The sequence below is a fragment of the Variovorax sp. GW821-FHT09D07 genome (assembly GCF_059416345.1).
The window spans coordinates 1-23745 of sequence record NZ_JBWKOY010000011.1 but is presented as its reverse complement, the minus strand read 5'-3'; the positions used below and the strand labels follow the sequence as shown (position 1 = coordinate 23745).

Genomic DNA, 23745 nt, shown 5'->3' with positions numbered 1-23745 from the left:
AGACATGGCCTTCCAGGACTTCAACATGGACAACCAGTGGTTGCCCTTCACGCCCAACCGCCATTTCAAGAAGGACCCGCGGGTTTTCGTGGCGGCCGACGGCATGACGTTCACCACGCACGACGGAAAGAAGGTGGTCGACGGCATCTCCTCGCTGTGGTGCGTGGGCGCGGGCCACAACCGCAAGCCGATCAACGAGGCGATCAAGAAGCAGCTGGACACGCTGGACTACGCCACCGCCTTCCAGGTCAGCAACGACAAGGCCTTCAAGGCGGCCGAGATGATCGCCGCGCTGGCCCCGGGCGACCTGAACAAGGTGCTGTTCTGCAACTCGGGCTCCGAGGCCGCCGACACCTCCATGAAGGTGGCACTGGCCTACCACCGCGCGCGCGGCGAAGGCCACCGCAACGTGTTCATCGGCCGCGAGAAGGGCTACCACGGCGTGGGCTTCGGCGGTATGTCGGTGGGCGGCATCCCCGGCAACCGCAAGGTGTTCGGCTCGGCCTTCCTGCCGCGCGTGGACCACATGCGTTTCATCCACGACCCGGTGAACCATGCCTACATCCACAACGCGGAGCCGGTGTGGACCGAAGACCCGCTGGTCGAGCTCGAAACCCGCATCCTGCCGCTGCACGACCCGAGCAACGTGGCCGCGATCATCGTGGAGCCGGTGGCCGGTTCGGCCGGCTGGTACCTGCCGCCCCAGGGCTACCTGAAGCGCCTGCGCGAGATCTGCGACAAGCACGGCATCCTCTTGATCTTCGACGAGGTCATCACCGGCTTCGGGCGCATGGGCACCAACTTCGCGTCGGACTATTTCGGCGTGGTGCCCGACATGCTGAACTTCGCCAAGTGCGTGACCAACGGCGTGATTCCGCTGGGCGGCGTGATCTGCCGCGACAAGCTCTACGACGCGATGATGAAGACGGATGCGCCCGAGCACGTGGTCGAGTTCTTTCACGGCTACACCTACTCGGGCCATCCGGTGGCCTGCGCCGCCGCCATTGCCACGCTCGACCTGTTCAAGGAAGAGAACCTGTTCGCGCGCGCCGGCGAAATGGGCAAGGTGCTCGGCGATGCCTTCCACAGCACCTTCAAGGGGCTGCCGAACGTGGTGGGCATCCGCAGCCTGGGCCTGGCGGCGGCCGTGGAGCTCGCGCCCATCGCCGGGTCGCCGGGCAAGCGCGCCTACGAGGTCTTCCTCGACTGCTTCCACAAGGGCGCGCTGGTGCGGCCCGCGGGCGACGTGCTGGTGATCGCGCCGCCCTACATCGTCGAGAAGCAGCACATCGACACGCTGGTCAACACGCTGGCGGATTCGATCAGGAAGTTCGCCTGAGCACGCCCGCGCAGTAGTCCACCGGCGGCAGCGCCGGCGTGCGCCAGGTAGCGTCGTAGGCGTCGGTGTCGTCCTCGGCCGGGCCGCCGGCCTGCAGGTGGACCGTCTTCACCGACACGTCGGTCGGCAGGTGCTGCGGCACGCCCAGCACCTTGGTGACGTGGCCCGCGCCGGCAATCAGCACCACCGTCTTGCCCGGCTGCCGGGCCTTCACCAGCGCCTGCGCCATGGCGCGGTCGCGCCCGACCTGGATGCGCGTCATGGGGCCGATCTGCGATTCGGGCAGCAGCTTGCAGTGGCCCTCGCGCACGGCCTCCTGCTGCGCGGCATAGGCCTCGCCGTTGAGCTGCACGTCGAGCGAGACGTCGGCCATCGCGTCCTTCATGCGCGCACGCGGCAGGTTGGCGCCGACCACCGGCACGCCGGCGCGCACGGCCGTCATCACCGTGGGGCCGTAGCGCGTCCAGGGCCAGGCCTTGTCGTTCCAGCCGAGGGCGGTCTGCACCTGCGCGTCGGTCGCGGTGGCGGGCAGGCGGGCGCTGCTGCGGCCTTCCTCGGCCATCTCGAGCGCCAGCGCGGCGAGCTGGCCGCGCTCGGCCAGGGCCTGCACGGTTTCGCGCTCGAGCGCGTGGTGTTCGGGGGCGTCGTGCTGCTCGCCGAGCAGCAGGGCATCGGCCGGCAGCAGCGCCGCCACGCGGCGCGCGACGGGCGCCTCGGCGGACAGCGCGGCGCAGCCGGCGAGCAGGGCGGCGGCGACCAGGGGCGCGAGGAACCGGGAAGCACGGGAAGGGCGAGGAGGCATCCCGCCATACTATGCCCGGCGCCCTGCACCGGGCTGTCGTCCTTTTCCGCTGCTTTCTCTGCCCGTGTCCTTTCGTTTTCCCCTTCGCGTGCTGGCCACGCTGCTGCTGGCGCTGGCCGCCGCACTCGCCTGTGTCGCCCTGCACACCCCGCTGCCCTGGATGATCGGCCCGCTGTTCGCGGTGTCGCTGGCCTCGATCGCCGGCCAGCCGACCGCGAGCCACACGCCGCTGCGCAACCTGGGACAGTGGGTCATCGGCACCGCGCTGGGCCTGTATTTCACGCCGCAGGTGGTGACGCTGGTGGCCGGCGTGTGGTGGGCGATCCTGCTGGCCATCGGCTGGGCGCTGCTGCTGGGCTGGGCGTTCGGCCGCTGGCTGCACCGCGTGCATGCGGCGCGCATGCCGCATGTGCCGGCGAAATCCATGAGAGCCACGACTTACTTCGCAGGCGCCATCGGCGGCGCTTCGGAGATGACGCTGCTGGCCGAATCGGCCGGCGCGCGCACCGACCTCGTGGCCGCCGCGCACAGCCTGCGGCTGATGGTGGTGACGGTGACGATCCCGTTCGCGATGCAGTGGAGCGGGCTGCACGGCCTGGAGATCAACCCGCCCGGCGTGCGCGAGGTGAATCCGGCCGGGCTGGCCCTGCTGGCGCTGGCCACCGGCGCGGGCGGGCTCGTGATGCGGGCGCTGGGCCGCACCAACCCGTGGTTCATGGGGCCGCTGCTGGTGGCCATGGGCTTCACGGTCGCGGGGCAGTCGCTGTCGGCGGTGCCGACCTGGCTGTCGAACACCGCGCAGCTGGTGATTGCCGTGAGCCTGGGCGTGCGCTTCAGCCGCGAGTTCCTGCACACGGCGCCGCGCTGGCTCGGCTCGGTGGCGCTGGGCACGGTCGGCATGCTGGTGCTGTGCGCCGGCGCGGCCTGGCTGCTGGCCGGGGCGACGGGGCTGCACCCTGCGACGATGATCCTGGGCACCTCGCCCGGCGGCATCGCCGAGATGTCGATCACGGCCAAGGTGCTGCAGCTGGGCGTGCCGGTGGTCACGGCCTTCCAGGTGTGCCGGCTGGTGGCGGTGCTGCTGATCGTGGGGCCGATGTACCGCTGGACCGAGCGCTGACGGCGCAGTACACCGCCAAAGAAAAAGCGCCCCGCGGGGCGCTTTTTTCGTTCGGGCGAGGCAGGCCGCTCAGTGCACCAGCACCGGCGTGTGCGCCAGCTCGGCGTAGCCCTCGAGCGTATCCTCGACTTCTTCCTGCGTGGGCGTGTTGAGCTGCCAGGCGGCGATCTGCTGCTGGAACAGTTCGGCCCAGGAGCCGTCGAGGTACACCTCCTTGCCCGATCGCTTGTCGACGATCTCGAAGCCGTGGCGTTCCAGCACGGGGCCGTTGGGCGTCGTGCTGGGCTCGTCGCCGTCGTTCGGCTGCACGTGCACGACGACGAAGGACTCGGAGTCGTAAAGCATGTTCATGGCGGGCCCTGTGAGGATGTCGATGGCGTTCATGAGGGTTAGATAGCAATCAACGCGCCAGTTTCAAGAACAGTTGTCGTCGCGCCGTTGATATGTGAGTCTTTTTGCCTCAATTGGCGGGCGCTTCGGGTAGGGGTTTGCGCAATTGGGCGTCAGCAAAATCGCCGTTTGCCTCGGTCTGGCGGATGCGCACGGGCAGGTAGCCGTAGCGCGGCGCCAGCCAGAGCTCCAGTTTCCGGTCGAAATCCTTGCGGGGCGTGCGGGTGAGCTTGCGCGTGGTGAATTCGCCGGCCGGCAGGCTCAGCTGCTCCTCGTCGCCGACCTCGAAGACCCAGACATCGCCGTCGCGCACGCCCACCGTCTGCACCGAGATCCGGGTGCCGGCCGGGTACCGCCCCGGGCTGGCCGCCAGCAGGCCGCCCAGCTGCATCATGACGCTCATGCGGTCCTGCGCACCCGGCTGCAGGGGCACGGGGGGCGCGTTGTTGCTGAAGATGATCTGCCCCTGGTCGCGCGCGAAATGCGAGGCCACCTCGGCCTTGCGGCTTTCCGAGTAGCGCTCGGGTTCCAGGCCCGAGGGGCCGATCTTGCCGGTGCTGTGCCAGTTCAGCAGGGTGAAGAACACCGCCTTGAGCGTGAGCCGCCCGTCGTAGCGGCTGCCGTCCTGCAGCCAGACCAGCTCGCCGAACACGCCGCGCTGCGGCGAGGCGCCCTTCTGGCCCGTGGCTTCGAAATCGAGCGTGACCGAGCCCGGAATCCGCAGTGCCTGGGTGCCGGCGATGGTGCCCGAGGCGCCGCTGCCGGCCGTGGTCGTGCCGCCCTGCGTGCCACCGGCCGTGGTGCCGGTGGCGGCGGCCGGGGCGCTGGCCGGTGTCTCGGGGGCGGTTGCTCCTGAATCTGTAGCGGCTTGCGCGGTCTGGTCGGGCGTTTCCGGGGGCGGCGTCTGGGCCGGCGCGTCCGGCACGGGCGCCGGGGCCGGCTTGGGGCGGGGCACCGAGGCCTCGCGCGGACGCCGGGGCTTGGCCGGTGGTGGCGGCTTGGCCGCGACCGGCGCGGCGGCCGGTGCAGCCGGAGCTTCCGCCGCGGGCGGCGCGATCACGATCGTGCGCGTGATGAACTTGCTGGCCAGCGGCGAGGGCTCCGGCCCGATGGCCATCGGCGCCAGCCCGAGCAGCAGCAGGTGCGCCAGCGCCACCGCCAGCGTCAGCCCCGCGAGCGCGCGCCAGGACGGGCGCCCGGGCAGGCCCAGGGACAGCGGTGGGGGCGCGACGTGCGTCGACATGGGTGTGTGGAGTGGGTTGCGGCGCCGAGGTTCACGAAGTCCACTCGGTACACTGCCGCCCGTTCAACCAGTTTAGTGGGCGCGGCGCCGCGCCCTTTTTCTTGCTCACGCCCGCACCATGAAACTCGCCACCCTGAAGGACGGCTCGCGCGACGGCCAGTTGGTCGTCGTCTCGCGCGACCTCACGCTCGTCCACTACGCCACCGGCATCGCGAGCCGCTTGCAGCAGGTGCTGGACGACTGGGGCTTCATGAGCCCGCAGCTGCAGGACCTGTACGACGCCCTCAACCACGGCCGCGCGCGCCACGCCTTTCCCTTCGACCCGGCCCAGTGCATGGCGCCGCTGCCGCGCGCCTACCAGTGGGCCGACGGCTCGGCCTACCTGAACCACGTCGAGCTGGTGCGCCAGGCGCGCAACGCGGAAGTGCCCGAGAGCTTCTACACCGACCCGCTCATGTACCAGGGCGGCAGCGACGACTTCCTGGGCCCGGTCGACGACGTGATCGTGCCCAGCGAGGCCATGGGCATCGACTTCGAGGCCGAGATCGCCGTCGTCACCGGCGACGTGAAGATGGGGTCCACGCCCGAGCAGGCGCTGGACGGCATCCGCCTCGTGATGCTGGCCAACGACGTGAGCCTGCGCAACCTCATCCCGGCCGAGCTGGCCAAGGGCTTCGGCTTCTTCCAGAGCAAGCCCGCCACCGCCTTCAGCCCCGTGGCCGTCACGCTCGACGAGCTCGGCGAGGCCTGGCAGGAAGGGCGCGTGCACCTGGCGCTGCAAAGCAGCTGGAACGGCCGCAAGGTCGGCCTGTGCGACGCCGGCCCCGAGATGACCTTCCACTTCGGCCAGCTCATCGCCCACATCGCCAAGACCCGCAACGTGCGCGCCGGCAGCATCGTCGGCAGCGGCACCGTGAGCAACAAGGGCGTCGAGAAGAACGGCCGCATGGAATGGCCCAAGGGCTACTCGTGCATCGCCGAGAAGCGCTGCATCGAAACCATCCAGGACGGCGCGCCCGCCACCGACTTCATGAAGTTCGGCGACACCATCCGCATCGAGATGAAGGGACTGGACGGGCGCTCGCTGTTCGGCGCGATCGACCAGGAGATCGTGTCGACGGCGGGGCGGCCGGTGGAGGCGCCGGTGTCGCTCACCAAGCCGCAGGCCGGAACCGACACCGGCACCGCGCCGGAACCCGCCGCCGAAGGCTGACGCGGGCCCTGTCGGGGTTTCTCCCCGTTCGGCTGGCCGGAAGCCCCCGTTCCGCAAAGCCCAACCCTGCGCGGTGGGCGCTGCCTAGGATGCAGCGATCCGTTCACTGCAAGGAGACAGGTCCATGGGCATGCCGAAGCTGGCGGGGCGCGCGTTGTGCGCATGGGTGGGGATGGGCATGGCGCTGGCCGGGCAGGCCGCCGCCCAGAAGCTCAGCGACGACAAGGTGCGCGTGGGCGTGCTGTCGGACATGTCGGGCCTGTACGCCGACACCGCGGGACGCGGCTCGGTCGAGGCCGCGCGCATGGCCATCGAGGACTTCAGCGGGAAGGTGCTCGGGCGGCCCATCGAACTGGTCTCGGGCGACCACCAGAACAAGGCCGACATCGGCGCCTCGCTGGCACGCACCTGGTACGACCGCGACGGCGTCGATGCCATCTTCGACATGAACAACTCGGCCGTGGCGCTGTCGGTGGTCAACCTGGCGCGCGAGCGGCAGAAGCTGTCGATCAACACCGGCGGCGCCTCGGTGGCGCTCACCAACGAAGCCTGCGCGCCGACCTCGGTCCACTACACCTACGACACCTATGCGCTGGCCAACGGCGCCGCGCAGGGCGTGAGCCGCCAGGGCGGCAAGACCTGGTTCCTGCTCGGCGTGGACTACGCCTTCGGCAAGGCCATGGCCGCCAACATGACCGAGTTCGTTGGCGAGCTGCAGGGCAAGGTGATCGGCAGCGTGTTCCACCCGCTCAACGCGAGCGACTTCTCGTCGTACGTGCTGCAGGCGCAGGCCTCGGGGGCCGACACCATCGCGCTGGCCAACGCCACCAGCGACACAGTCAATGCCGTCAAGGCTGCGCGGCAGTTCGGCGTGTCGCCCAAGCAGCGCGTGGTGCCGATGCTGATGTTCATCAACGACGTGCATGCGCTGGGCCTGGCGCAGGCGCAGGGCATGACCTTCGCCACCGGCTTCTACTGGGACCGCACGCCCGAGTCGAGGGCCTGGGCGCGGCGCTACTTCGAGCGCATGAAGAAGATGCCTTCGATGATCCAGGCCGGCGCCTACTCGGCGGTCACGCACTACCTGAAGGCGGTGCAGGCCGCGGGCACCGACGACGGCGCCACCGTGGCCGCGAAGATGAAGGCGATGCCCGTGAACGACTTCTTCGCGCAGGGCGGCACGATCCGCACCGACGGCCGCATGGTGCACGACATGTATCTGGTGAGCGTGAAGAAGCCCGCCGAGTCGAAGTACCCGTGGGACTACTACACGGTGCTGTCCACGATCCCCGGCGACAAGGCCTTCCAGCCCTTGTCGAAGAGCAAGTGCCCGCTGGTTGCCGCAGCGAAGTCCTGATCGCCTGATTGCCTGACGAACGAACCGAAGGAGTCCCCATGAAAGTCCGTGCCGCCGTCCTGCAGCGCCTCGGCGCCCCCGCGCCCTATGCCCAGAGCCGACCGCTCGAGATCGAGGAGGTCGAGCTGGCGCCGCCCGGCCCCGGCGAGGTGCTGGTGCGCATCGCGGCCGCGGGGTTGTGCCACTCGGACCTGTCGATCCTCAACGGCGACCGGCCGCGCCGCACGCCGATCGTGCTGGGCCACGAGGCGGCCGGCGTGGTCGAGGCGCTGGGCGAGGGCGTGACCGACCTGGCGCCGGGCGACCACGTGATCCTGGTGTTCGTGCCGAGCTGCGGCCATTGCGCGCCCTGCGCCGAGGGTCGCCCCGCACTGTGCGAGCCGGGCGGCGCGGCCAACGTGGCGGGCACGCTGCTGGGCGGCGCGCGGCGGTTGTCGTACCGCGGTGAGCCGATGGACCACTTCGTGGGCGTGTCGGCCTTTGCCGAGTACGCGACGGTGTCGCGCCGCTCGCTGCACAAGATCGATCGCGAGCTGCCGCTGGAAATTGCGGCCATGTTCGGTTGCGCGGTGGTGACGGGCGTCGGCGCCGTGGTCAACACCTCGCAGGTGCGGCCGGGCCAGACCGTGGCCGTGGTCGGGCTCGGCGGCGTGGGGCTGGCCGCGCTCATGGGCGCGCTGGCCGCGGGCGCCGCGCGCGTGATCGCGGTCGACCTGGCGCAGGACAAGCTCGACTTCGCCCTCGCGCTGGGCGCCACCGACAGCGTCAACGCCAGCGACCCCGACGCGGCCAAGCGGCTGCGCGACATGACCGAGGGCGGCGTCGACCATGCGCTCGAGATGGTGGGCTCGGCCAAGGCGCTGGAGTTCGCCTACAAGGTCACGCGCCGCGGCGGCACCACCGTGACCGTGGGCCTGCCCGCCGCCATCCAGACGCTGAACACGCCGGTCTGGCACCTCGTGGCCGAGGAGCGCACGCTCAAGGGCAGCTACCTCGGCAGCTGCGTGCCGCGGCGCGACCTGGGGCGCTTCATCGCGCTGTACCGCCAGGGCAAGCTGCCCGTGGACCGGCTGCTCACCGGGCGCCTGAAGCTCGAGGAGATCAACGAGGGCTTCGACCGGCTGCAGCGCGGCGAGGCCATCCGGCAGATCGTCACGATGCCGTGACGGCCGCAGGCATCGCACCCCGCAGCAACTCCTTCTGCGTCCGAATCCCCAACCGCCGGAACGCCCGGTACTGATGCGTGCGCACCGTGCTGAGCTCCACGCCCAGCACGCGCGCCGTTTCCTTCGCCGTGCGACCCGCCATCAGGTGGCCGATCACCTCGCGCTCGCGCAGGCTCAGCGTCAACAGCCGCGAGGCGAGGGTGGGCGCGGCCGCCTCGTGCACGGCCGCCGCGCTGCGGCTGTGGGCGCTGGCGGCGTCGGCCAGCAGGGTGGCGTGGGCGGCGATGACGCCGAAGTCGGTGTCGCCGAACTCGGGCTGGGCCAGGCTGCGGTAGAAGCTCACGGCCACGCGCTGGCCGCTCGGGCGCAGCAACAGCACCGAGCTGCGCTCGCGGATGCCCACGTCGCCGTAGCAGGCGGCGCGGTAGGCGGGGTCGGCCACCTCGTCGCCGTGCTGGTGGCCCATCCACAGCTGCGCGCGCTTCGGCAGCTTGCGCGCGGCCAGCCAGGCCATGTGGGGGTCGAGCCGGTCGAAGCGCTGCGCCACGTAGCGCTCGGCGGTGCGCTCGGCCGTGTGGCCGTAGCTGCTGGCGGCCGACACGGTCTCGATGCGGCCGGTGGCGTCGACGCCGAACACGGTGCAGAAGGTGACGGGCATCACGCGGTGCATCGCCGCCAGGCAACTGGCCGCCAGGTGTGGCGTGCCGATGCCCGCCAGCACATCGCCGACGACGGCGGCTGACAGCTGGGCGTCGGCGGCAGGGTGGAGGCGCCAGCGTTTCATGGGTTTCAAAGGGAGGCTAGGGTAAATACCTCCTACGAAGTTATGACATTGGTGCGGGCGGTGCATCGGGACAATCCCGTTCCATGACCACCACCCGTACCGCCGACGCCGCCACCGGCCCCGTGCCGCCGCCAGCCAGCGCGACCGCGCTGCCGCCCTCGGTCGGCGCCTTCCACTACACGCGCTTCGCGCCCCGGCTGCCGTCGCTCGGCGCCGACAGCATGGAGCCCGGCCGCCACCCCGTCGTGATCGCGGGCGGCGGTCCGGTGGGCATGGCGCTGGCGCTGGGGCTCGCCAACCACGGCGTGCGCTGCGTGGTGCTCGAAGCCGACGACACGGTCTGCGTGGGCAGCCGCGCGGCCTGCATCTCGCGCCGCAGCCTGGAGATCGTCGAGCGCCTGGGCGCGCTGCCGGCCTTCATGGGCAAGGGCCTGCCGTGGAGCGTGGGGCGCAGCTTCTACAAGACGGCCGAGGTGTTCCGCTTCGAGATGCCGCAGGCCGCGCAGCAGAAGCTGCCGCCGATGATCAACCTGGAGCAGTACTACATCGAGCAGTACCTGCTGGACGAGATCGAGCGCCGCAACGCCGCGACGCCGGGGCTCATCGACATCCGCTGGGGCACCGAGCTCACCGCGCTCGCGCAGGACAACGACGGCGTGACGCTCGACGTGCGCAACGCCGAGGGCGCCTACCGCCTGCGCGGCCAGTGGCTCGCGGCCTGCGACGGCGGCCAGAGCTTCGTGCGCAAGTCGCTCGGGCTGGCGCTGGAGGGCACCGGCTACGAAGGCCGCTACGTGATCATCGACATCGAGCTGCACAGCGGCCACCCGACCGAGCGCCGCGCCTGGTTCGACCCCCCGTGGAACCCCGGCTCGACCGTGCTGATGCACCGCCAGCCCGACGACATCTGGCGCATCGACTACCAGCTGCGCGCCGGCCAGAGCACCGAAGACGCGCTGCAGCCCGCGGCCGTGGCCGAGTTCGTGCAGCGCCACCTCGACGCCATCGGCGAAGGCCACCTGCCGTGGAAGACGGTGTGGACCTCGGTGTACCGCGCCGGCGCGATGACGCTCGAGCGCTACCGCCACGGCCGCGTCGTGTTCGCGGGCAACGCGGCGCACGCGATGCCGATCTTCGGCGTGCGCGGGCTCAACTCGGGCTTCGACGACGCCGACAACCTGGCCTGGAAACTGGCCTTCGTGGCCCAGGGCCTGTCGGGCCCGGCGCTGCTGGATTCGTACTCGCAGGAGCGCATCGCGGCCTTCCACATCAACGCCGAAAGTGCGATGCGCAGCACCGAGTTCATGTCGCCGCCCTCGCGCGGTTTCGACCTGCTGCGCGAGGCGGCGCTGTCGCTGTCGGAGGCGCACCGCGGCATCGCGCAGCTCATCAACCCGCGCCAGACGCAGGCCGTGCGCTACGAGGGTTCGGCGCTGTCGAGCACGGGCGACACGCTGCCCGCCGGCCCGCTGCCGGGCGAGGCGATGCCCGAGCAGCCGCTCGCGCAGGGCCATCTCACCGACTGGATCGGCCCGGTGTTCACGCTGCTGGTGCTGCAGCCGGACCTGGCGCCGCTGCCCGACGCCGACATCGCGCAGGCGCAGCAAGGCGCCTTGCCTTTCGCGGTGCGCACCATCGGCAGCTTGGGCAGCAGCAGCGCCGATGCGCAGGCGTCCCCCGCCGTCTTCGCAGCGCTCGGCGCGCAAGATGGCGCCGTTTATCTGCTGCGCCCCGACGGCCACGTGGCCGCGCGCTGGCACCGGCTGCCGGCCGGCGCGCTGCCCGCCGCGCTGGCGCGCGCGGCCGTCGCCACTTCACAGGACATTCCCGCATGACGACCTCCGCCCCCTCGCTCCATCCCGACGCCCGCGACCGCCTGTACGCCGAGTGCGCGCGCGCCATCACCGAGGCCGGCGCCGAACGCGAATCGCTGTTCCTCGCGCGGCTCGCGCTGCTGCTGTTCGAGCAGGTCGGCGACGAGTCGCGCTGCCGCGCCGCGCTGGCCGACGCGTTGCGCGCGCTGCCCGTACCATCGCTGTCCGCTTCCGAACAACAACATGGAGATTGATCTCATGGATCGCCGCACCCTTCTCGCCACGCTCGCCTCCGGCGCCGCCGTGGCCGCAGCCCCCTTCGCCCACGCACAGGACTACCCCGCGCAGCTCATCAAGTGGGTCGTGCCGTACCCCGCGGGCGGCGGCACCGACGTGATCGCGCGCGTGCTGGCCGAGGCCATGCGCCAGACGCTGGGCCAGCAGATCGTGGTCGACAATCGCCCCGGCGCGTCGACCAACATCGGCGCCGACCTGGTCGCCAAGAGCAAGCCCGACGGCTACACGGTGCTCTCGGCCGACAACGCCGTGCTGGCCTTCAACGAGCACCTGTTCAGCAAGCTGCCGTTCAACCCCGAGAAAGACTTCACCTACATCGGCGCCATCGGCAAGTTCCCGCTCGCGCTGGTGGTGCACCCGGACTTCCCGGCCAAGACCTTCAAGGAGTTCCTGGCCTACGTGAAGGCCAACCCCGGCAAGGTCAACTACGCCTCGCCCGGCAACGGCTCGCCGCACCACCTGGCGATGGAAATGTTCAAGGCGCGCACCGGCACCTTCATCACCCACATCCCGTACCGCGGCGCGGCGCCGGCCATGGCCGACGTGATGGGCGGCCAGGTGCCGTGCATGTTCCTGGACCTGGCCTCGGGCCTGCCGATCATGCAGGGCAACAAGGTGCGCGTGCTGGCCATCGGCTCGGGCGCGCGCAGCAAGCGCCTGCCCGACGTGCCGACGCTGGCCGAAGTGGGCGTGCCCAACACCGAGGTGTTCGCGTTCCAGGGCATCCTCGGCCCGGCCGGCCTGCCCGCCGCCGTGGTGAACAAGCTCAACAGCGACCTGAACAAGGCCTTCAGCACGCCGGCCGTGCAAAAGCGCTTCGACGACTTCGGCATGGAAGCGATGCCCGGCACGCCGGCGCAGTTCGCGGCGCTGTCGCGCGCGGAGTCGAAGCGCTGGGGCCCGATCATCAAGCAGGCCGGCATCAAGCTGGACTGATGCCGCCCAGGGGCGTTCGTCCTAGCGGGCGAACGCTTTTCGCGAGCCGTCTTCGAAGACTTCGTCGTCGCGCTGCAGCTCGCCGTTCTCGTCCCAGCTGCGTTCGCGCGTCACGCGGCCCTTGTCGTCGAAGCTCGACTCGGCCAGCAGCTCGCCCTTTTCATTGAAGCGCTGGTGCGTGCCCACGGGCACCTGCCGGCCGCGCCCCGGCGCGAGGTAGCGGCCCTGCGCGGCGCGCTGGCCGCTGTCGTAGAACTCGGTCACGTCGACCGTGCGCTCGCTGCCGGCGCCGCTGTAGACGGCCTTGCTGCGCGGCTGGCCGTTGAGGTGGTAGCTGTCGTCGCTCAGGGGCTCGCCCGCGGCGTTCCAGCGCTGGTCGCGCACCAGCGAGCCGCGGTCGGAAAACTCCTGCTCGCGCTGGCGGATCGACGAGCGCCCGACCAGCAGCCACACGGTTTCGCGCCGCTTCACGCCTTCTGACGAAAAACTGCGCTCCACGCGCCGGTTGCCGGTGGTCTCGTCGACCACCGACGGCTTGCCGTTGTCGTAGAACTCCTGCGTGCGCACGCGCTTGCCCGCCTGGTACGACAGCCGCGAGCGCAGCGTGCCGCGCGCGTCGAACAGGTCGACGTTCGACGGCCCGCCCGTGAAGCCGCACAGCCTGGCATCGTCGGCCACCGGCGCCAGCACCGGCGCTTCGGCGCAGCGCAGCATCGACATCTGGCCGCGCTCGGTGAACTCGACCATGGCGCGCTCGGTGCCGCGGTCGGGGTAGAAGGTGGCGCGCCGCAGCTGGCCGCCCGGGTAGAAGCTGCGCACCAGGCCGCGCTCCCGGCCGTCGTCGTACGTGGCGTCGCGCAGCACCTGGCCGCCGGGCGCGAACTCGCGCGCGCGGCCGTGCATGTTGCCCTTGGCGTTGATGGTGTGCTCGCGCGCGAGCTTGCCCTTTTCGTAGAAGCGCACCAGGCCCATGAAGACGCCGTTCTGCACCTGCTGCTCGCGCTGCAGCTCGCCGGTGCCGCGGTCCTTGCAGCGCATCAGGCCGGTCTTGCCGGCGGTGCTGTTGCCGTCGGCGGGGCTCACGCGCTGGCCGTTGAGTTCGCACTCCTGCTGCGCATGGACCGTCGGGGTACCCAGCAGCGCGGCCAATGCGATCGCGGCCGGGCCGAGGAGGGACGCGGCCGCCCGGGGCGCCCGAAGAGCGGGAACGGGCGGGCGCAGGGTCACTTGTCGTAGAGCGTGTCGAGCGAACGGAAACCCTTGACCTCGATCGGGTTGCCGAAGGGGTCGCAGAAGAACATCGTCCACTGCTCGCCCGGCTGGCCTTCGAAGCGCACCTGCGGCTTCAGCACGAACTCGGTGCCGGCGGCTTCGAGGCGCCCGGCCAGCGCCTGCCAGTCGGGCAGCGCGAGCACGATGCCGAAGTGCGGCATGGGCACCATCGCGTCGCCGACGCGGCCGGTGCGGGTGGTGGCGAAGGGCTCGCCCCGATGCAGCGAGATCTGGTGGCCGAAGAAGTCGAAGTCGACCCAGGTGTCGGTGCTGCGGCCTTCGGCGCAGCCCAGCACGTCGCCGTAGAAGCGGCGGGCGCCGTCCAGGTCGCGCACGTGGAAGGCAAGGTGAAAGATGCTTTGCATGGTTTTGGATTATGGGCAGCGGTGCTGTGAGAATGCCGGACTTTCTTTCAATCATGGAGCTCGCCTTGCGGATACTCCGAGCCCTCGTCGCACCGCTGCGCCTGCTGTCGCGCGGCACCGACCGGCCGGCGCCCCAGCGCCTTCTTGCACGTCTGACCCGCCAGGCCTTCGCGGCCGTCGGTGGTTGTTTCATCGCGGTGGCCGCACATGCCGCCGCCTGCCCGCCCTCGGCCATCGCCAGCCTGGAGAAGCCCGGCATCGGCCTGCGCAACGGCATCGACCGCGGCCTGCTGTGGCGCATCGAGCGCGACGGCCGCACCTCGTGGCTCTACGGCACCCTGCACCTGGGGCGCGGCGAATGGGTGCGCCCCGGGCCCACCGTGCAGAAGGCGCTGGCGCAGAGCGACACGCTCGCGCTGGAGCTCGATTCGCGCGACGACGCCACGGTGCGCGCCCTGAGCCAGCCGGCCGACCCGGCCGCGGTGGCGCGCGTGCTCAGCGGTGAACGCGCCCGCCGGCTCGAGCGCCAGAACGCCGAGGCCTGCGTGTCGCCGGGCTCGACCGCCCGGCTGCCGCCCATCCTGCAGGTGACGGCGCTGACCGCGCTGGCGGCGCGCGCCGACGGGCTGTATGCGGAGTTCGGCGTCGACGAGACGCTGGCCGTCTCGGCCCGCAACAGCAACAAGCCGATCGTCGCGCTCGAGAACGCCGCCGACCAGCTGCGCTGGCTCACCGGCGGCTCCGAAGCGGAGGAGGCCGAGCAGATCGACGCCATGCTCGACGAGCTCGAATCGGGCCGGCTGCGCGGCCAGCTCAAGACGCTGGCCGATGTCTGGGCGCGCAGCGACGCGGCCCGGCTGGCGCGCTACGCCGAGTGGTGCGAGTGCCTGAACACGCCGGCCGAGCAGCGCCTCATGAAGCGCCTGCTCGACGACCGCAACCCCGGGCTGGCCGACGGCATCGAGCGCTTGCATGCGGGCGGGCGCAGCGCGTTCGCCGCGGTCGGCGCGCTGCACATGGTCGGCGCGCAGGGCCTGCCCACGCTGATGGCGGCGCGCGGTTTTCGCGTGACGCCGGTGCTCACCGAGGCGCAGGCGCAGCAGGCGCTGCCGATGCCGGCGCTCGCCGCGCCCGAGCCGCCAGCCCGCAAGGCGGTGCGCGGCGGCAAGAACGTCAAGGGGCAGAAGGCGGCCAAGGGCACGGGCCAGAAGGCCGCTGCGAAGGGCGGGGCCAAGCCGGCGTCCAAGGCCGCTGCCGCGCCCAAGGGCAAGGCCGCACCCCGTGCCGCCCCCAAGGCCACCGACAGCAAAGTGCGCCGATAATCGCGACCGCCATGCACACGTTGCGCCCCCACCCCCGCCTGATCGGCCGCCTCGGCCGCTGGGTGCTGCTGTGGTTCGTGCTGTCGCTGGGCGTGGCGGTGGCGTCGCCGGTGGTGCATCCGCAGGCGATGGAACTGGTGTGTTCCGGCGCCGGCACCATCAAGGTGGTGGTGCACACCGAAGATGGCGTGCAGGACATGGGCGCCACGCACATGGACTGCCCGCTGTGCGTGCTGACCGGCGCGCCGCCCCCGCCGCCCGTGGCGGCCGCGTTCGATGCGCCCCTGCCGCTGGGGCGCGTGCTTCAACCCATTCCCGCCGCGCGCCATGCCGCGGCCACGGCCGCGCCGCTTCCGGCCCGTGGGCCCCCGCGTTCCGCCTGAGCGATCAGCAACAGCGCTGTCTGTCGGTGCACCCCAGGTGCGCGCAGGCAGTCCCTTTGGCTTGAAGTTCGTGGAGCCGGTTCCCCATGAAGCAGCACTCCCGCGCCCTGGCGATCGCCATGGCATTTCCCCTCAGCGCGCCGGTGTGGGCGCAGCAGCAAACGCCGCCGGACGTTGATCCGCCGGAGGCCGGCGCTGCGGCCGCCCCGGGCCGCACGCTGGGTACCGTCACCATCAGCGGCGGCCGGCCGACCTCGCTGCCGACGCAGATCCCCACCACCATCGAAGGCGTGACCGCCGAGCAGATCGCCGAGACGGTCAACGCGACCGACGCCGAAGACGCGCTCAAGTACCTGCCGAGCCTGCTGGTGCGCAAGCGCTACATCGGCGACTTCAACCACGCGGTGCTGGCCACGCGCGCCTCGGGCACGGGCAACAGCGCGCGTGCGATGGTCTACGCCGACGGCATCATGCTGTCGAACCCGCTGGGCAACGGCGCCACCTTCGCGCCGCGCTGGGGCATGGTGTCGCCCGACGAGATCGAGCGCGTCGACGTGCTCTACGGCCCGTTCTCGGCCGCCTACCCGGGCAACTCGGTGGGCGCCGTGGTCGACTACGTGACGCGCATGCCCACGCAGCTCGAGGCGCACGTCAAGCTCAGCGGCTTCACCTCGAACTTCGACCTGTACAACAGCCATTCGTCGCCGGGCGGCCAGCAGCTCGACCTGTCGCTGGGCAGCCGCAGCGGCGACTGGTCGTGGTGGCTCGGCGCCTCGCGCACCCACAGCAAGGGGCAGTCGCTGTCGTTCGCCAACCGGCTTGTGAGCGCGGGCACGGTGGGCAGCGCGGGCACGCCCGTCACCGGCGCGGTGCTCGGGCTGAACCCGTCGAACCAGCCGTGGTGGCTGCTGGGCGGCACCACCGCCTACGACACCACCCAGGAGCAGGCCAAGCTCAAGCTGGCCTACGACTTCTCGCCCACGGTGCGCGCCACCTACACGCTGGGCGCCTGGCACAACACCACGCACGGCAGCACCGACACCTACCTGCGCGATGCGCTCGGCCAGCCGGTGTACGGCGGGCGCGTGAACCTCGGCGGACGCACCTACAACCTCGACGCACCGGCGGCGGCCTTCGCGCCGACCGAGACGGCGCTCACGCACTACATGCACGGCCTCTCGGTGAAGAGTCACACGGGCGGCGTGTTCGACTGGGAGGTGGCGGCGAGCCTGTTCGACTACGCGAAAGACACCTCGCGCACGCCGACCACGGCGCTGCCGGGCGCCTTCTACGGCGGCCCGGGCCGCACCACCGACATGGGCGGCACCGGCTGGCACACCTTCAAGGCCGCGGGCACCTGGCGGCCTACCGGCTCGGCCGAAGGCGTGGGCGCGCACGTGGTCGACTTCGGCGTCCAGCAGGACACCGCGCGGCTGCGCAGCGCCATCGGCAACACGCGCGACTGGATCGGCGGGCCGGCCGTGTCGCCGTTCTCCGCCTTCAACGGCAACACGCGGCTGCGCTCGCTCTACGTGCAGGACACCTGGCGCTTCGCCAAAGACTGGAAGACCACGCTGGGGCTGCGCCACGAGCGCTGGGAGGCGTACGGCGGTCAGCTCGGCAACGCGGCGCGGCTGCTCGACTTCGCGCCGCGCAAGAACAGCTTCGTCTCGCCCAAGGCCGCGCTCGCCTGGCAGGCCACGCCCGACTGGCACTTCAAGGCCTCGGTCGGCCGCGCCGTGCGCATGCCCACCGTGAGCGAGCTCTACCAGGGCTCGATCGAGGGCAACCGCATCGTCAACACCAACCCCGAGCTGCGCCCCGAGCGCTCGTGGACCGCCGAGCTGAGCGCCGAGCGCGACCTCAAGCGCTGGGGCGTCGACGGCGTGCTGCGCACCACGCTGTTCTTCGAGCACACGAAGGACGCGCTCTACACCCAGGCGCTCAGCAACCTCGTGAGCACCGTGCAGAACGTCGACGCCATCCGCACGCGCGGGCTGGAGGTGGCGATCAACACGGTCGACGCGGGCATCCAGGGGCTGGACCTGGGCGGCAGCCTCACGCTGACCGATTCGAAGATCACCGCCAACCGCGGCTTCCCGGCCAGCGTGGGGCGCGACCAGCCGCGCGTGCCCAAGGTGCGCGCCTCGCTGCTCGCCACCTACCGGCCCGACGCGAAGTGGAGCTACACCGTCGGCGCGCGCTACAGCGGGCGGCAGTACGGCACGCTCGACAACAGCGACCCGAACGGCATGGCCTTCATGGGCTTCTCGAAGTTCTTCGTGGTCGATGCGCGCATCCGCTACCGCATCGACCGCCAGTGGAGCGCCGCCGTCGGCATCGACAACCTGAACAACCGCACCTACTGGGCCTTCCACCCGTACCCGCAACGCACCTTCGTGGCCGAACTGAAGTTCGACCTCTGACCCTCACTTTTTCCTCTCCAAGGACACACGCCATGACGAAGCTTTCGACCCCCACTTTCCACATCCTCGCCGCCTGCGCCCTGCTGGCCGGTGCCGGTGCCGGCGCCGCCGGTGCCCACGTGAGCCTGCCCCCGGGCGGCGCGACCGTCGGCAGCGAGTACAACGCCGCCTTCCGCGTCGGCCACGCCTGCGAAGGCGCCAAGGCCACCACCGGCCTCGCGGTGCGCCTGCCCAAGGGCTTCGTGCTCACCGACGCCCAGGCGCGCAAGGGCTGGAAGCTCGACGCGCCCAAGGCCGGCAGCACCGAAGGCGAGGTGCGTTGGACGGCAGAGACGCCGCAGAACGCGCTGCCCGGCAGCGAGCGCGGCGAGTTCGTGCTGCGCGGCAAGGTGCCCGCCGCGCCGGGCCCGCTGTGGTTCAAGGTGCGCCAGGACTGCGACGTCGGCAGCGTCGACTGGGCCGAAGTGCCCGCGTCGGGCAGCGCCACGGCCGGCCTGAAGAAGCCCGCGGCCAAGCTCGACGTGGTGGCGCAGGGCATGGCCACGGTCGACGTGCGCGACGCCTGGGTGCGCCAGTCGGTGCCGGGCCAGAGCGGCACCGGTGCCTTCATGAAACTCACCGCGCCCACGGGCACGAAGCTGGTCGGCATCTCGACGCCCGCCGCCGGCGTGGCCGAGGTGCACGAGATGAAGATGGAAGGCGACACCATGCGCATGCGCGAACTCGCGGGCGGCCTCGAGCTGCCGGCCGGCAAGACCGTCGAGCTCAAGCCCGGCGGCTACCACGTGATGCTGATGGACCTGAAGGGCGCCATGACCAAGGGCGCGACCGTGCCCATGACCCTGAAGTTCGAGGACGCCAAGGGCGCGAAGACGACGCTGGAGCTGAAGCTGCCGGTCGGTGCGCCGGAAGGCGCCGCCGCTGCTGCCGCGCCCGCGGCGGGCGGTGCGCACCAGCACAAGCACTGACCCCGGCGGGGTCTGGCCGGACCGTCAGAGCAACTGGTCCGGCGCCAGCGGCCCGAACAGTCGCAGCAGGAAGCGCAGCGTGGCGCTCGCGTCGGGCTCGGTGTCCGTGTCCTGCAGGCCGCTGCCTTCGGGCGCATGCCACACCAGCGTGCCCTGCGCGAGTTCGACATGCCAGGCGCGCTCGCGCATGCCGCGCTCGATCTGCTCGGCCGCCATGCGCGAAAGTTCGCCGCTGCGGATCAGCAGCGCGATCTCGGTGTTCTGCAGCTGCGAGCGCAGGTCCAAGTTCATCGAGCCGACCACCAGCAGCCGGCCGTCCATCACCAGCACCTTGGAGTGCAGCATCGCGCGCGATTCGCCGCTGACGCTGCCCGCGCCGCTGCCGCCCGAGGAGCCGAACACATTGCCGAAGTCGGCCTGCTCGCTGCGCAGTTCGTACAGCTCCACGCCCGCGGCGAGCAGCGCCTTGCGGTGGCGCGCATAGCCGACGTGGGCGATGGGCGCGTCGTTCGAGGCCAGTGAATTCGTCAGCACCCGGATGCGCACGCCCCGCGCGCGCGCCGCGGCAAAGGCCTGCTGCATGTCGGGGCCGGGCACGAAGTAGGGCGAGATGATCAGCAGGTCGGTGCGCGCCTGGCCGATCAGGTGCAGCAGGCCTTCGACCACCGTGTCGCCGCTGGAGGCCAGGTCGGCCAGCGCGGTGGCGCTGCGCGAGGGCAGCTCGGGCCGGCTCACCACGAGGTCGGGGTTGCGCACCGCGCCGGGGCCGCTGTCGGCCGGGATCTTGCCGGGCGCGTCGGCCAGCATCAGGGCCGGGGCCCAGACGAAGGCGGCGCTGCGCAGATCGAGCGGCTTCTCGTCCCAGGCGCGGGCCCGCTGCTCTGGCGTGGGGCCGGCGCCGGGGCGCGGCTCGCCGTCCGGGGGCTTGGGCTGGTTGCGCGCCTCGGCCGCTTCGTCGCTGAGTTCCTGGTCGATGCGGCGCGCGCGGTCGCGGATGCGCTGGAACTCCTCGCGCGAGACCAGCGACTGCACGGGGTAGGCGCGCTCGTTGTTCCAGTAGCTGTCGAAGCTGCGCGAGAGGTCCTGCACGATCGGGCCGGCCGCCAGCACGTCGACGTCGACGAAGTTGCCGGTGATGGCATTGCCGAAGTAGGCGTCGCCCAGGTTGCGCCCGCCCGTCACGCCCATCACGTTGTCGGCCAGGAACAGCTTGTTGTGCATGCGCTGCTGGATGCGCGAGACCTCGCCGATGGCGTTGAGCATGCGGTTGAAGCCGGTGCCGCGCGAACCCGCGAGCGGGTTGAACAGGCGCATCTCGATGTTCGGAATGAAGGCCAGGCCGAGCACCAGCGCGTCGCGGCCGATGGTGTGGAAGTCGTCCAGCAGGATGCGCACCCGCACGCCGCGCTCGGCCGCCGCGCGCAGCCCGCGCACCAGCCGGCCGGTGCTGGCGTCGGCGTGGATGGCGTAGTACTGCAGGTCCAGCGTCTTCTGCGCGTTCTCGATCAGCGCCAGCCGGCTGCCATAGGCGGCCTGCGGGCCGCCCAGCAGCAGGAAGCCGGAATCGAAGCGCGCCTTGTCGGCGTTGCGGCGCTCCCGCAGCAGCGTGGCCAGCGCCGTGCCGTCGGGCGAGGTGAGCGCGGTCGAGACGGGGCGGTCCACGTCCTTCGGAAGCTGCGCGCAGGCGCCGAGCACCAAGAGGGCCAGCAGCGCGACGCTGCGGCGGACCAACGCGTGGAAGGAAGAAGAAGGCATGCGGCGGGGTCTTTCCGGGGGCTTGGGAAGGCGGTGCCGCATGTATAGCCGAGTTGGCGCCCGCCGTGGGTGGGACGGGCGGCCAACCGGCGCAGGAAGACGGCGCTCAGCGCCCGGCGCCGAGTTCTTCCTGGCGCTCCAGCGCGGCGAGCAGCTCGTCGTCGATCTTGGCGTGGCGCTCGCTCAGCTCGACCGCGCGCGAGGCGTCGCTTGCATAGATGGCGCCGCCGTCGAGTTCGAGCATTTCGCTGATGCGCTTCTGCTCGGTTTCGAGGGCTTCGATCTGCGCGGGCAGGGCTTCGAGTTCGCGCTGCTCCTTGTAAGAGAGCTTCTTGCGGGGACCGCCGGTGGGGGCTGCGGCGGTTGTAGCCGCGGGCGCCGGGGCTGGTGCGGCGGCTGGAGGCGGCGGTGGTGCCGACGCGAGGCGCTGCTCGGCGATCTCGCGTGCGCGCTTGGACTGGATCAGCCAGTCTTCCACGCTGCCCTCGTACTCGCGCCAGCGGCCGTCGCCTTCGAAGGCGATCGTGCTGGTCACCACGTTGTCGAGGAAGGTGCGGTCGTGGCTCACGAGGAACACGGTGCCGTCGTAGTCCTGCAGCAGGCCTTCGAGCAGCTCGAGCGTGTCGATGTCCAGGTCGTTGGTCGGCTCGTCGAGCACCAGCACGTTGGCCGGGCGCGCGAACAGGCGCGCCAGCAGCAGGCGGTTGCGTTCGCCGCCGCTGAGCGAGCGCACGGGGGAATTGGCGCGCGCGGGCGAGAACAGGAAGTCCGACAGGTAGCTCTTGACGTGTTTCTTCTGGCTGCCGATTTCGATCCACTCGCTGCCGGGGCTGATGAAGTCTTCCAGCGTGGCGTCGAGGTCGAGCTTGTCGCGCATCTGGTCGAAGTACGCTACTTGCTGGTTGGTGCCGCGGCGGATCTTGCCGCTGTCGGGCTCGAGTTCGCCGAGGATGAGCTTGAGCAGCGTCGTCTTGCCGGCGCCGTTCGGGCCCAGCAGGCCGATCTTGTCGCCGCGCAGGATGGTGCCGCTGAAACCGCGGATCACGGTCTTCTCGCCGAAGGACTTGGTGGCGTCGGTGAGTTCGGCCACGATCTTGCCGCTGGACTGGCCCGAGGCCACGTCCATGTTGACGCTGCCCTGCACCTCGCGGCGCGCGGCGCGGCTGGCGCGCAACTCTTGCAGCCGCGTGATGCGGCTCTGGCTGCGCGTGCGGCGGGCTTCGACGCCCTTGCGGATCCAGATCTCTTCCTGCGCCAGCAGCTTGTCGGCCTTGGCGCTGATGATCGCTTCCTGGGCGAGCTGTTCTTCCTTCTGGACGAGGTACTGCTCGAAGTTGCCCGGGTAGGAACCCAGCTTGCCCCGGTCGAGCTCCACGATGCGGGTGGCGACGCGGTTCAGGAAGCTGCGGTCGTGGGTGATGGTGACGACGCTGCCCTTGAAGTCGATCAGCAGCTGTTCCAGCCACTCGATGGAGTCGAGGTCCAGGTGGTTGGTGGGTTCGTCTAATAGAAGGACGTCCGGCGCGGCCACCAGGGCTTGGGCCAGCGCGACCCGCTTGCGCGTGCCGCCCGAGAGGGAGCCGACGCGCGCATTGCGGTCGAGGTGGAGGCGGTGCAGCGTCTCTTCGACGCGCTGCTCCCAGTTCCAGGCGTCGTAGGCTTCGATCTTGGACTGCAGGGCGTCCAGGTCGAGGCCGTCCGCACCGGAGAGGTACAGGTCGCGGATGGCGATGACTTCGCCCAGGCCCTGGCTGGCAGCGGTGAAGACGTCCGCATCCATGTCCAGCGCGGGTTCCTGCGCCACATAGGCCACGCGCAGGTTCTGCTGCAGCTGGAGCGTGCCGTCGTCGGGCTTTTCCAGCCCGCCCAGTATCTTGAGCATCGACGACTTGCCGGCGCCGTTGCGGCCGATCAGGCCGATGCGTTCCGATTCGAGAAGAGAGAAGTCCGCATGATCCAGCAGCGGGACGTGACCGAACGCGAGCTGCGCGTCGAGGAGTGTGATGAGTGCCATGTGGCACGGATTATCGGAGGGGCGGGTGACGGCGCTTGGCGGCTGGGGAAGAAGGCTTCTTTGTGGCTCTCTATATAGAAGGGACTGGAGTCCCCTGGGAGAGACGTCGGCAGCCAGGGAAGAGGCTTGGAGCCGGCGGCGAGTGGGGCGGCAAAGGTCTTCTTCTAGTTTCTTTCGGCTTGGCTTGCGCGAGCCGAAATCTGTCATATACTCGTGGGCTTCGCTGCTGAATACCTCTGGTGTTCGAAGCGACTGGTGCTCTCAGGAGCGTTGGTTGTGGGTGGTGAAGAAAGTCTTCGAAAGTTGACGCGGTTTGAAAAAACAGTGCATAATCGAAGGCTTCGCTGAAACAACTTCAGCGACTCGAACTGAAAGGTTTGGGTCGCAGGAAAGAAGAAGTGGAAAGCGAAAAAAGTCTTCGAAAGTTGACGCGGTGTTGAAAAACAGTGCATAATCGAAGGCTCCGCTGAAAACAACTTCAGCAGCTTGAATCGAAAGATTCGGGATGCGAAAAAAGAAGTTGAAGAAAGCGAAAAAAGTTTGACGATACTTAAAAAATCGTGTTAGACTACAAGGCTTCGCTGATCGCAGCAAAGCAAAACGAAGTAAACGATGAGTTGCTTCGGTGATCGTTAAAAAATTACAGCCGATAAGCGTGGGCGTTTGAAGGTAATTGCGTAAGTTCTTCGGAACAAGTCGCAAGACTTAAAAACGCTCATGAGATAGAAGTGAAGTTCACTTTAATTCTTTTTTTATGAGTTTTGCTTGACCGCGAGGTC

At 70.2% G+C, this 23745-nt stretch carries 20 protein-coding genes; 12 read left to right on the top strand and 8 right to left on the bottom strand.

What is annotated here, in order from left to right; all coding sequences use genetic code 11:
• Positions 1–4: 4 nt before the first annotated feature.
• Positions 5–1339, top strand: coding sequence for an omega-aminotransferase AptA (gene aptA, locus AC07OX_RS27965; protein ID WP_070063840.1), 1335 nt, complete (start codon positions 5–7; stop codon positions 1337–1339).
• Here the strand turns inward: aptA and AC07OX_RS27960 are convergent.
• Entirely contained in the window at positions 1323–2141 is an 819-nt protein-coding gene (locus tag AC07OX_RS27960) for a ChaN family lipoprotein (protein WP_447747457.1), read from the bottom strand. The genes aptA and AC07OX_RS27960 overlap by 17 nt on opposite strands.
• A gap of 64 nt (positions 2142–2205) precedes the next feature.
• Between AC07OX_RS27960 and AC07OX_RS27955 the strand changes: the two genes are divergently transcribed.
• On the top strand, positions 2206–3261 hold the full coding sequence (locus AC07OX_RS27955) for an AbrB family transcriptional regulator (protein ID WP_495262914.1): 1056 nt from the start codon (positions 2206–2208) through the stop codon (positions 3259–3261).
• A gap of 69 nt (positions 3262–3330) precedes the next feature.
• Here AC07OX_RS27955 and AC07OX_RS27950 read toward each other — a convergent pair whose 3' ends face one another.
• Positions 3331–3612, bottom strand: a complete 282-nt coding sequence (locus AC07OX_RS27950) for a BTH_I0359 family protein (RefSeq protein WP_062478455.1) — start codon at positions 3610–3612, stop codon at positions 3331–3333.
• 109 nt (positions 3613–3721) lie between these two features.
• Positions 3722–4894, bottom strand: a complete 1173-nt coding sequence (locus tag AC07OX_RS27945) for a DUF3108 domain-containing protein (RefSeq protein ID WP_495262915.1) — start codon at positions 4892–4894, stop codon at positions 3722–3724.
• A 118-nt stretch (positions 4895–5012) separates the two neighbouring features.
• Here AC07OX_RS27945 and AC07OX_RS27940 point away from each other — a divergent pair, with 118 nt between their 5' ends.
• From AC07OX_RS27940 to AC07OX_RS27930, 3 genes are all read left to right on the top strand, one after another.
• Positions 5013–6107: a fumarylacetoacetate hydrolase family protein gene (locus tag AC07OX_RS27940; RefSeq protein WP_495262916.1), complete on the top strand. Its 1095-nt coding sequence runs from the start codon at positions 5013–5015 to the stop codon at positions 6105–6107.
• Positions 6108–6279: 172 nt separating this feature from the next.
• Entirely contained in the window at positions 6280–7464 is a 1185-nt protein-coding gene (locus AC07OX_RS27935; RefSeq protein WP_495262926.1) for an ABC transporter substrate-binding protein, read from the top strand.
• A 38-nt stretch (positions 7465–7502) separates the two neighbouring features.
• On the top strand, positions 7503–8630 hold the full coding sequence (locus AC07OX_RS27930; RefSeq protein WP_070063846.1) for a zinc-dependent alcohol dehydrogenase family protein: 1128 nt from the start codon (positions 7503–7505) through the stop codon (positions 8628–8630).
• Here AC07OX_RS27930 and AC07OX_RS27925 read toward each other — a convergent pair.
• The gene (locus tag AC07OX_RS27925) at positions 8617–9414 is read right to left on the bottom strand and encodes a helix-turn-helix transcriptional regulator (RefSeq protein ID WP_369630286.1); all 798 of its coding nucleotides are present in this window, start codon (positions 9412–9414) and stop codon (positions 8617–8619) included. The genes AC07OX_RS27930 and AC07OX_RS27925 overlap by 14 nt on opposite strands.
• 83 nt (positions 9415–9497) lie before the next feature.
• Here AC07OX_RS27925 and AC07OX_RS27920 point away from each other — a divergent pair, with 83 nt between their 5' ends.
• From AC07OX_RS27920 to AC07OX_RS27910, 3 genes are read left to right on the top strand one after another with little or no spacing between them, the layout of a single operon-like run.
• On the top strand, positions 9498–11249 hold the full coding sequence (locus tag AC07OX_RS27920) for an FAD-dependent monooxygenase (protein ID WP_495262917.1): 1752 nt from the start codon (positions 9498–9500) through the stop codon (positions 11247–11249).
• A complete protein-coding gene (locus tag AC07OX_RS27915) occupies positions 11246–11482 on the top strand; it encodes a hypothetical protein (RefSeq protein ID WP_495262918.1) in 237 nt (78 codons plus the stop codon). Before AC07OX_RS27920 ends, AC07OX_RS27915 begins: the two co-directional genes overlap by 4 nt.
• Positions 11483–11486: 4 nt before the next feature.
• Positions 11487–12461, top strand: a complete 975-nt coding sequence (locus AC07OX_RS27910; RefSeq protein ID WP_062482864.1) for a Bug family tripartite tricarboxylate transporter substrate binding protein — start codon at positions 11487–11489, stop codon at positions 12459–12461.
• Between the two features lie 21 nt (positions 12462–12482).
• On the opposite strand, the gene AC07OX_RS27905 is transcribed toward AC07OX_RS27910, so the two are convergent.
• Positions 12483–13610, bottom strand: a complete 1128-nt coding sequence (locus AC07OX_RS27905) for a toxin-antitoxin system YwqK family antitoxin (RefSeq protein WP_495263295.1) — start codon at positions 13608–13610, stop codon at positions 12483–12485.
• 74 nt (positions 13611–13684) lie between these two features.
• A complete protein-coding gene (locus AC07OX_RS27900) occupies positions 13685–14098 on the bottom strand; it encodes a VOC family protein (protein ID WP_159274653.1) in 414 nt (137 codons plus the stop codon).
• Positions 14099–14163: 65 nt separating this feature from the next.
• Here AC07OX_RS27900 and AC07OX_RS27895 point away from each other — a divergent pair, with 65 nt between their 5' ends.
• The 4 genes from AC07OX_RS27895 to AC07OX_RS27880 all read left to right on the top strand — a co-directional run bounded on the left by AC07OX_RS27895 (position 14164) and on the right by AC07OX_RS27880 (position 19197).
• Positions 14164–15420 (top strand): TraB/GumN family protein, encoded by a 1257-nt coding sequence (locus AC07OX_RS27895; RefSeq protein ID WP_495262919.1) that lies wholly within the window; start codon positions 14164–14166, stop codon positions 15418–15420.
• Between the two features lie 11 nt (positions 15421–15431).
• Positions 15432–15803, top strand: coding sequence for a DUF2946 family protein (locus tag AC07OX_RS27890; RefSeq protein WP_070063852.1), 372 nt, complete (start codon positions 15432–15434; stop codon positions 15801–15803).
• A gap of 86 nt (positions 15804–15889) precedes the next feature.
• Entirely contained in the window at positions 15890–18229 is a 2340-nt protein-coding gene (locus AC07OX_RS27885; RefSeq protein ID WP_495262920.1) for a TonB-dependent receptor, read from the top strand.
• 32 nt (positions 18230–18261) lie between these two features.
• Positions 18262–19197, top strand: a complete 936-nt coding sequence (locus tag AC07OX_RS27880) for a copper chaperone PCu(A)C domain-containing protein (protein WP_495262921.1) — start codon at positions 18262–18264, stop codon at positions 19195–19197.
• Between the two features lie 24 nt (positions 19198–19221).
• On the opposite strand, the gene AC07OX_RS27875 is transcribed toward AC07OX_RS27880, so the two are convergent.
• Both AC07OX_RS27875 and AC07OX_RS27870 read right to left on the bottom strand, forming a co-directional pair.
• Positions 19222–20952: a phospholipase D family protein gene (locus tag AC07OX_RS27875; RefSeq protein ID WP_495262922.1), complete on the bottom strand. Its 1731-nt coding sequence runs from the start codon at positions 20950–20952 to the stop codon at positions 19222–19224.
• A 106-nt stretch (positions 20953–21058) separates the two neighbouring features.
• Positions 21059–22966, bottom strand: coding sequence for an ATP-binding cassette domain-containing protein (locus AC07OX_RS27870; RefSeq protein WP_307588082.1), 1908 nt, complete (start codon positions 22964–22966; stop codon positions 21059–21061).
• Positions 22967–23745 lie beyond the last annotated feature (779 nt).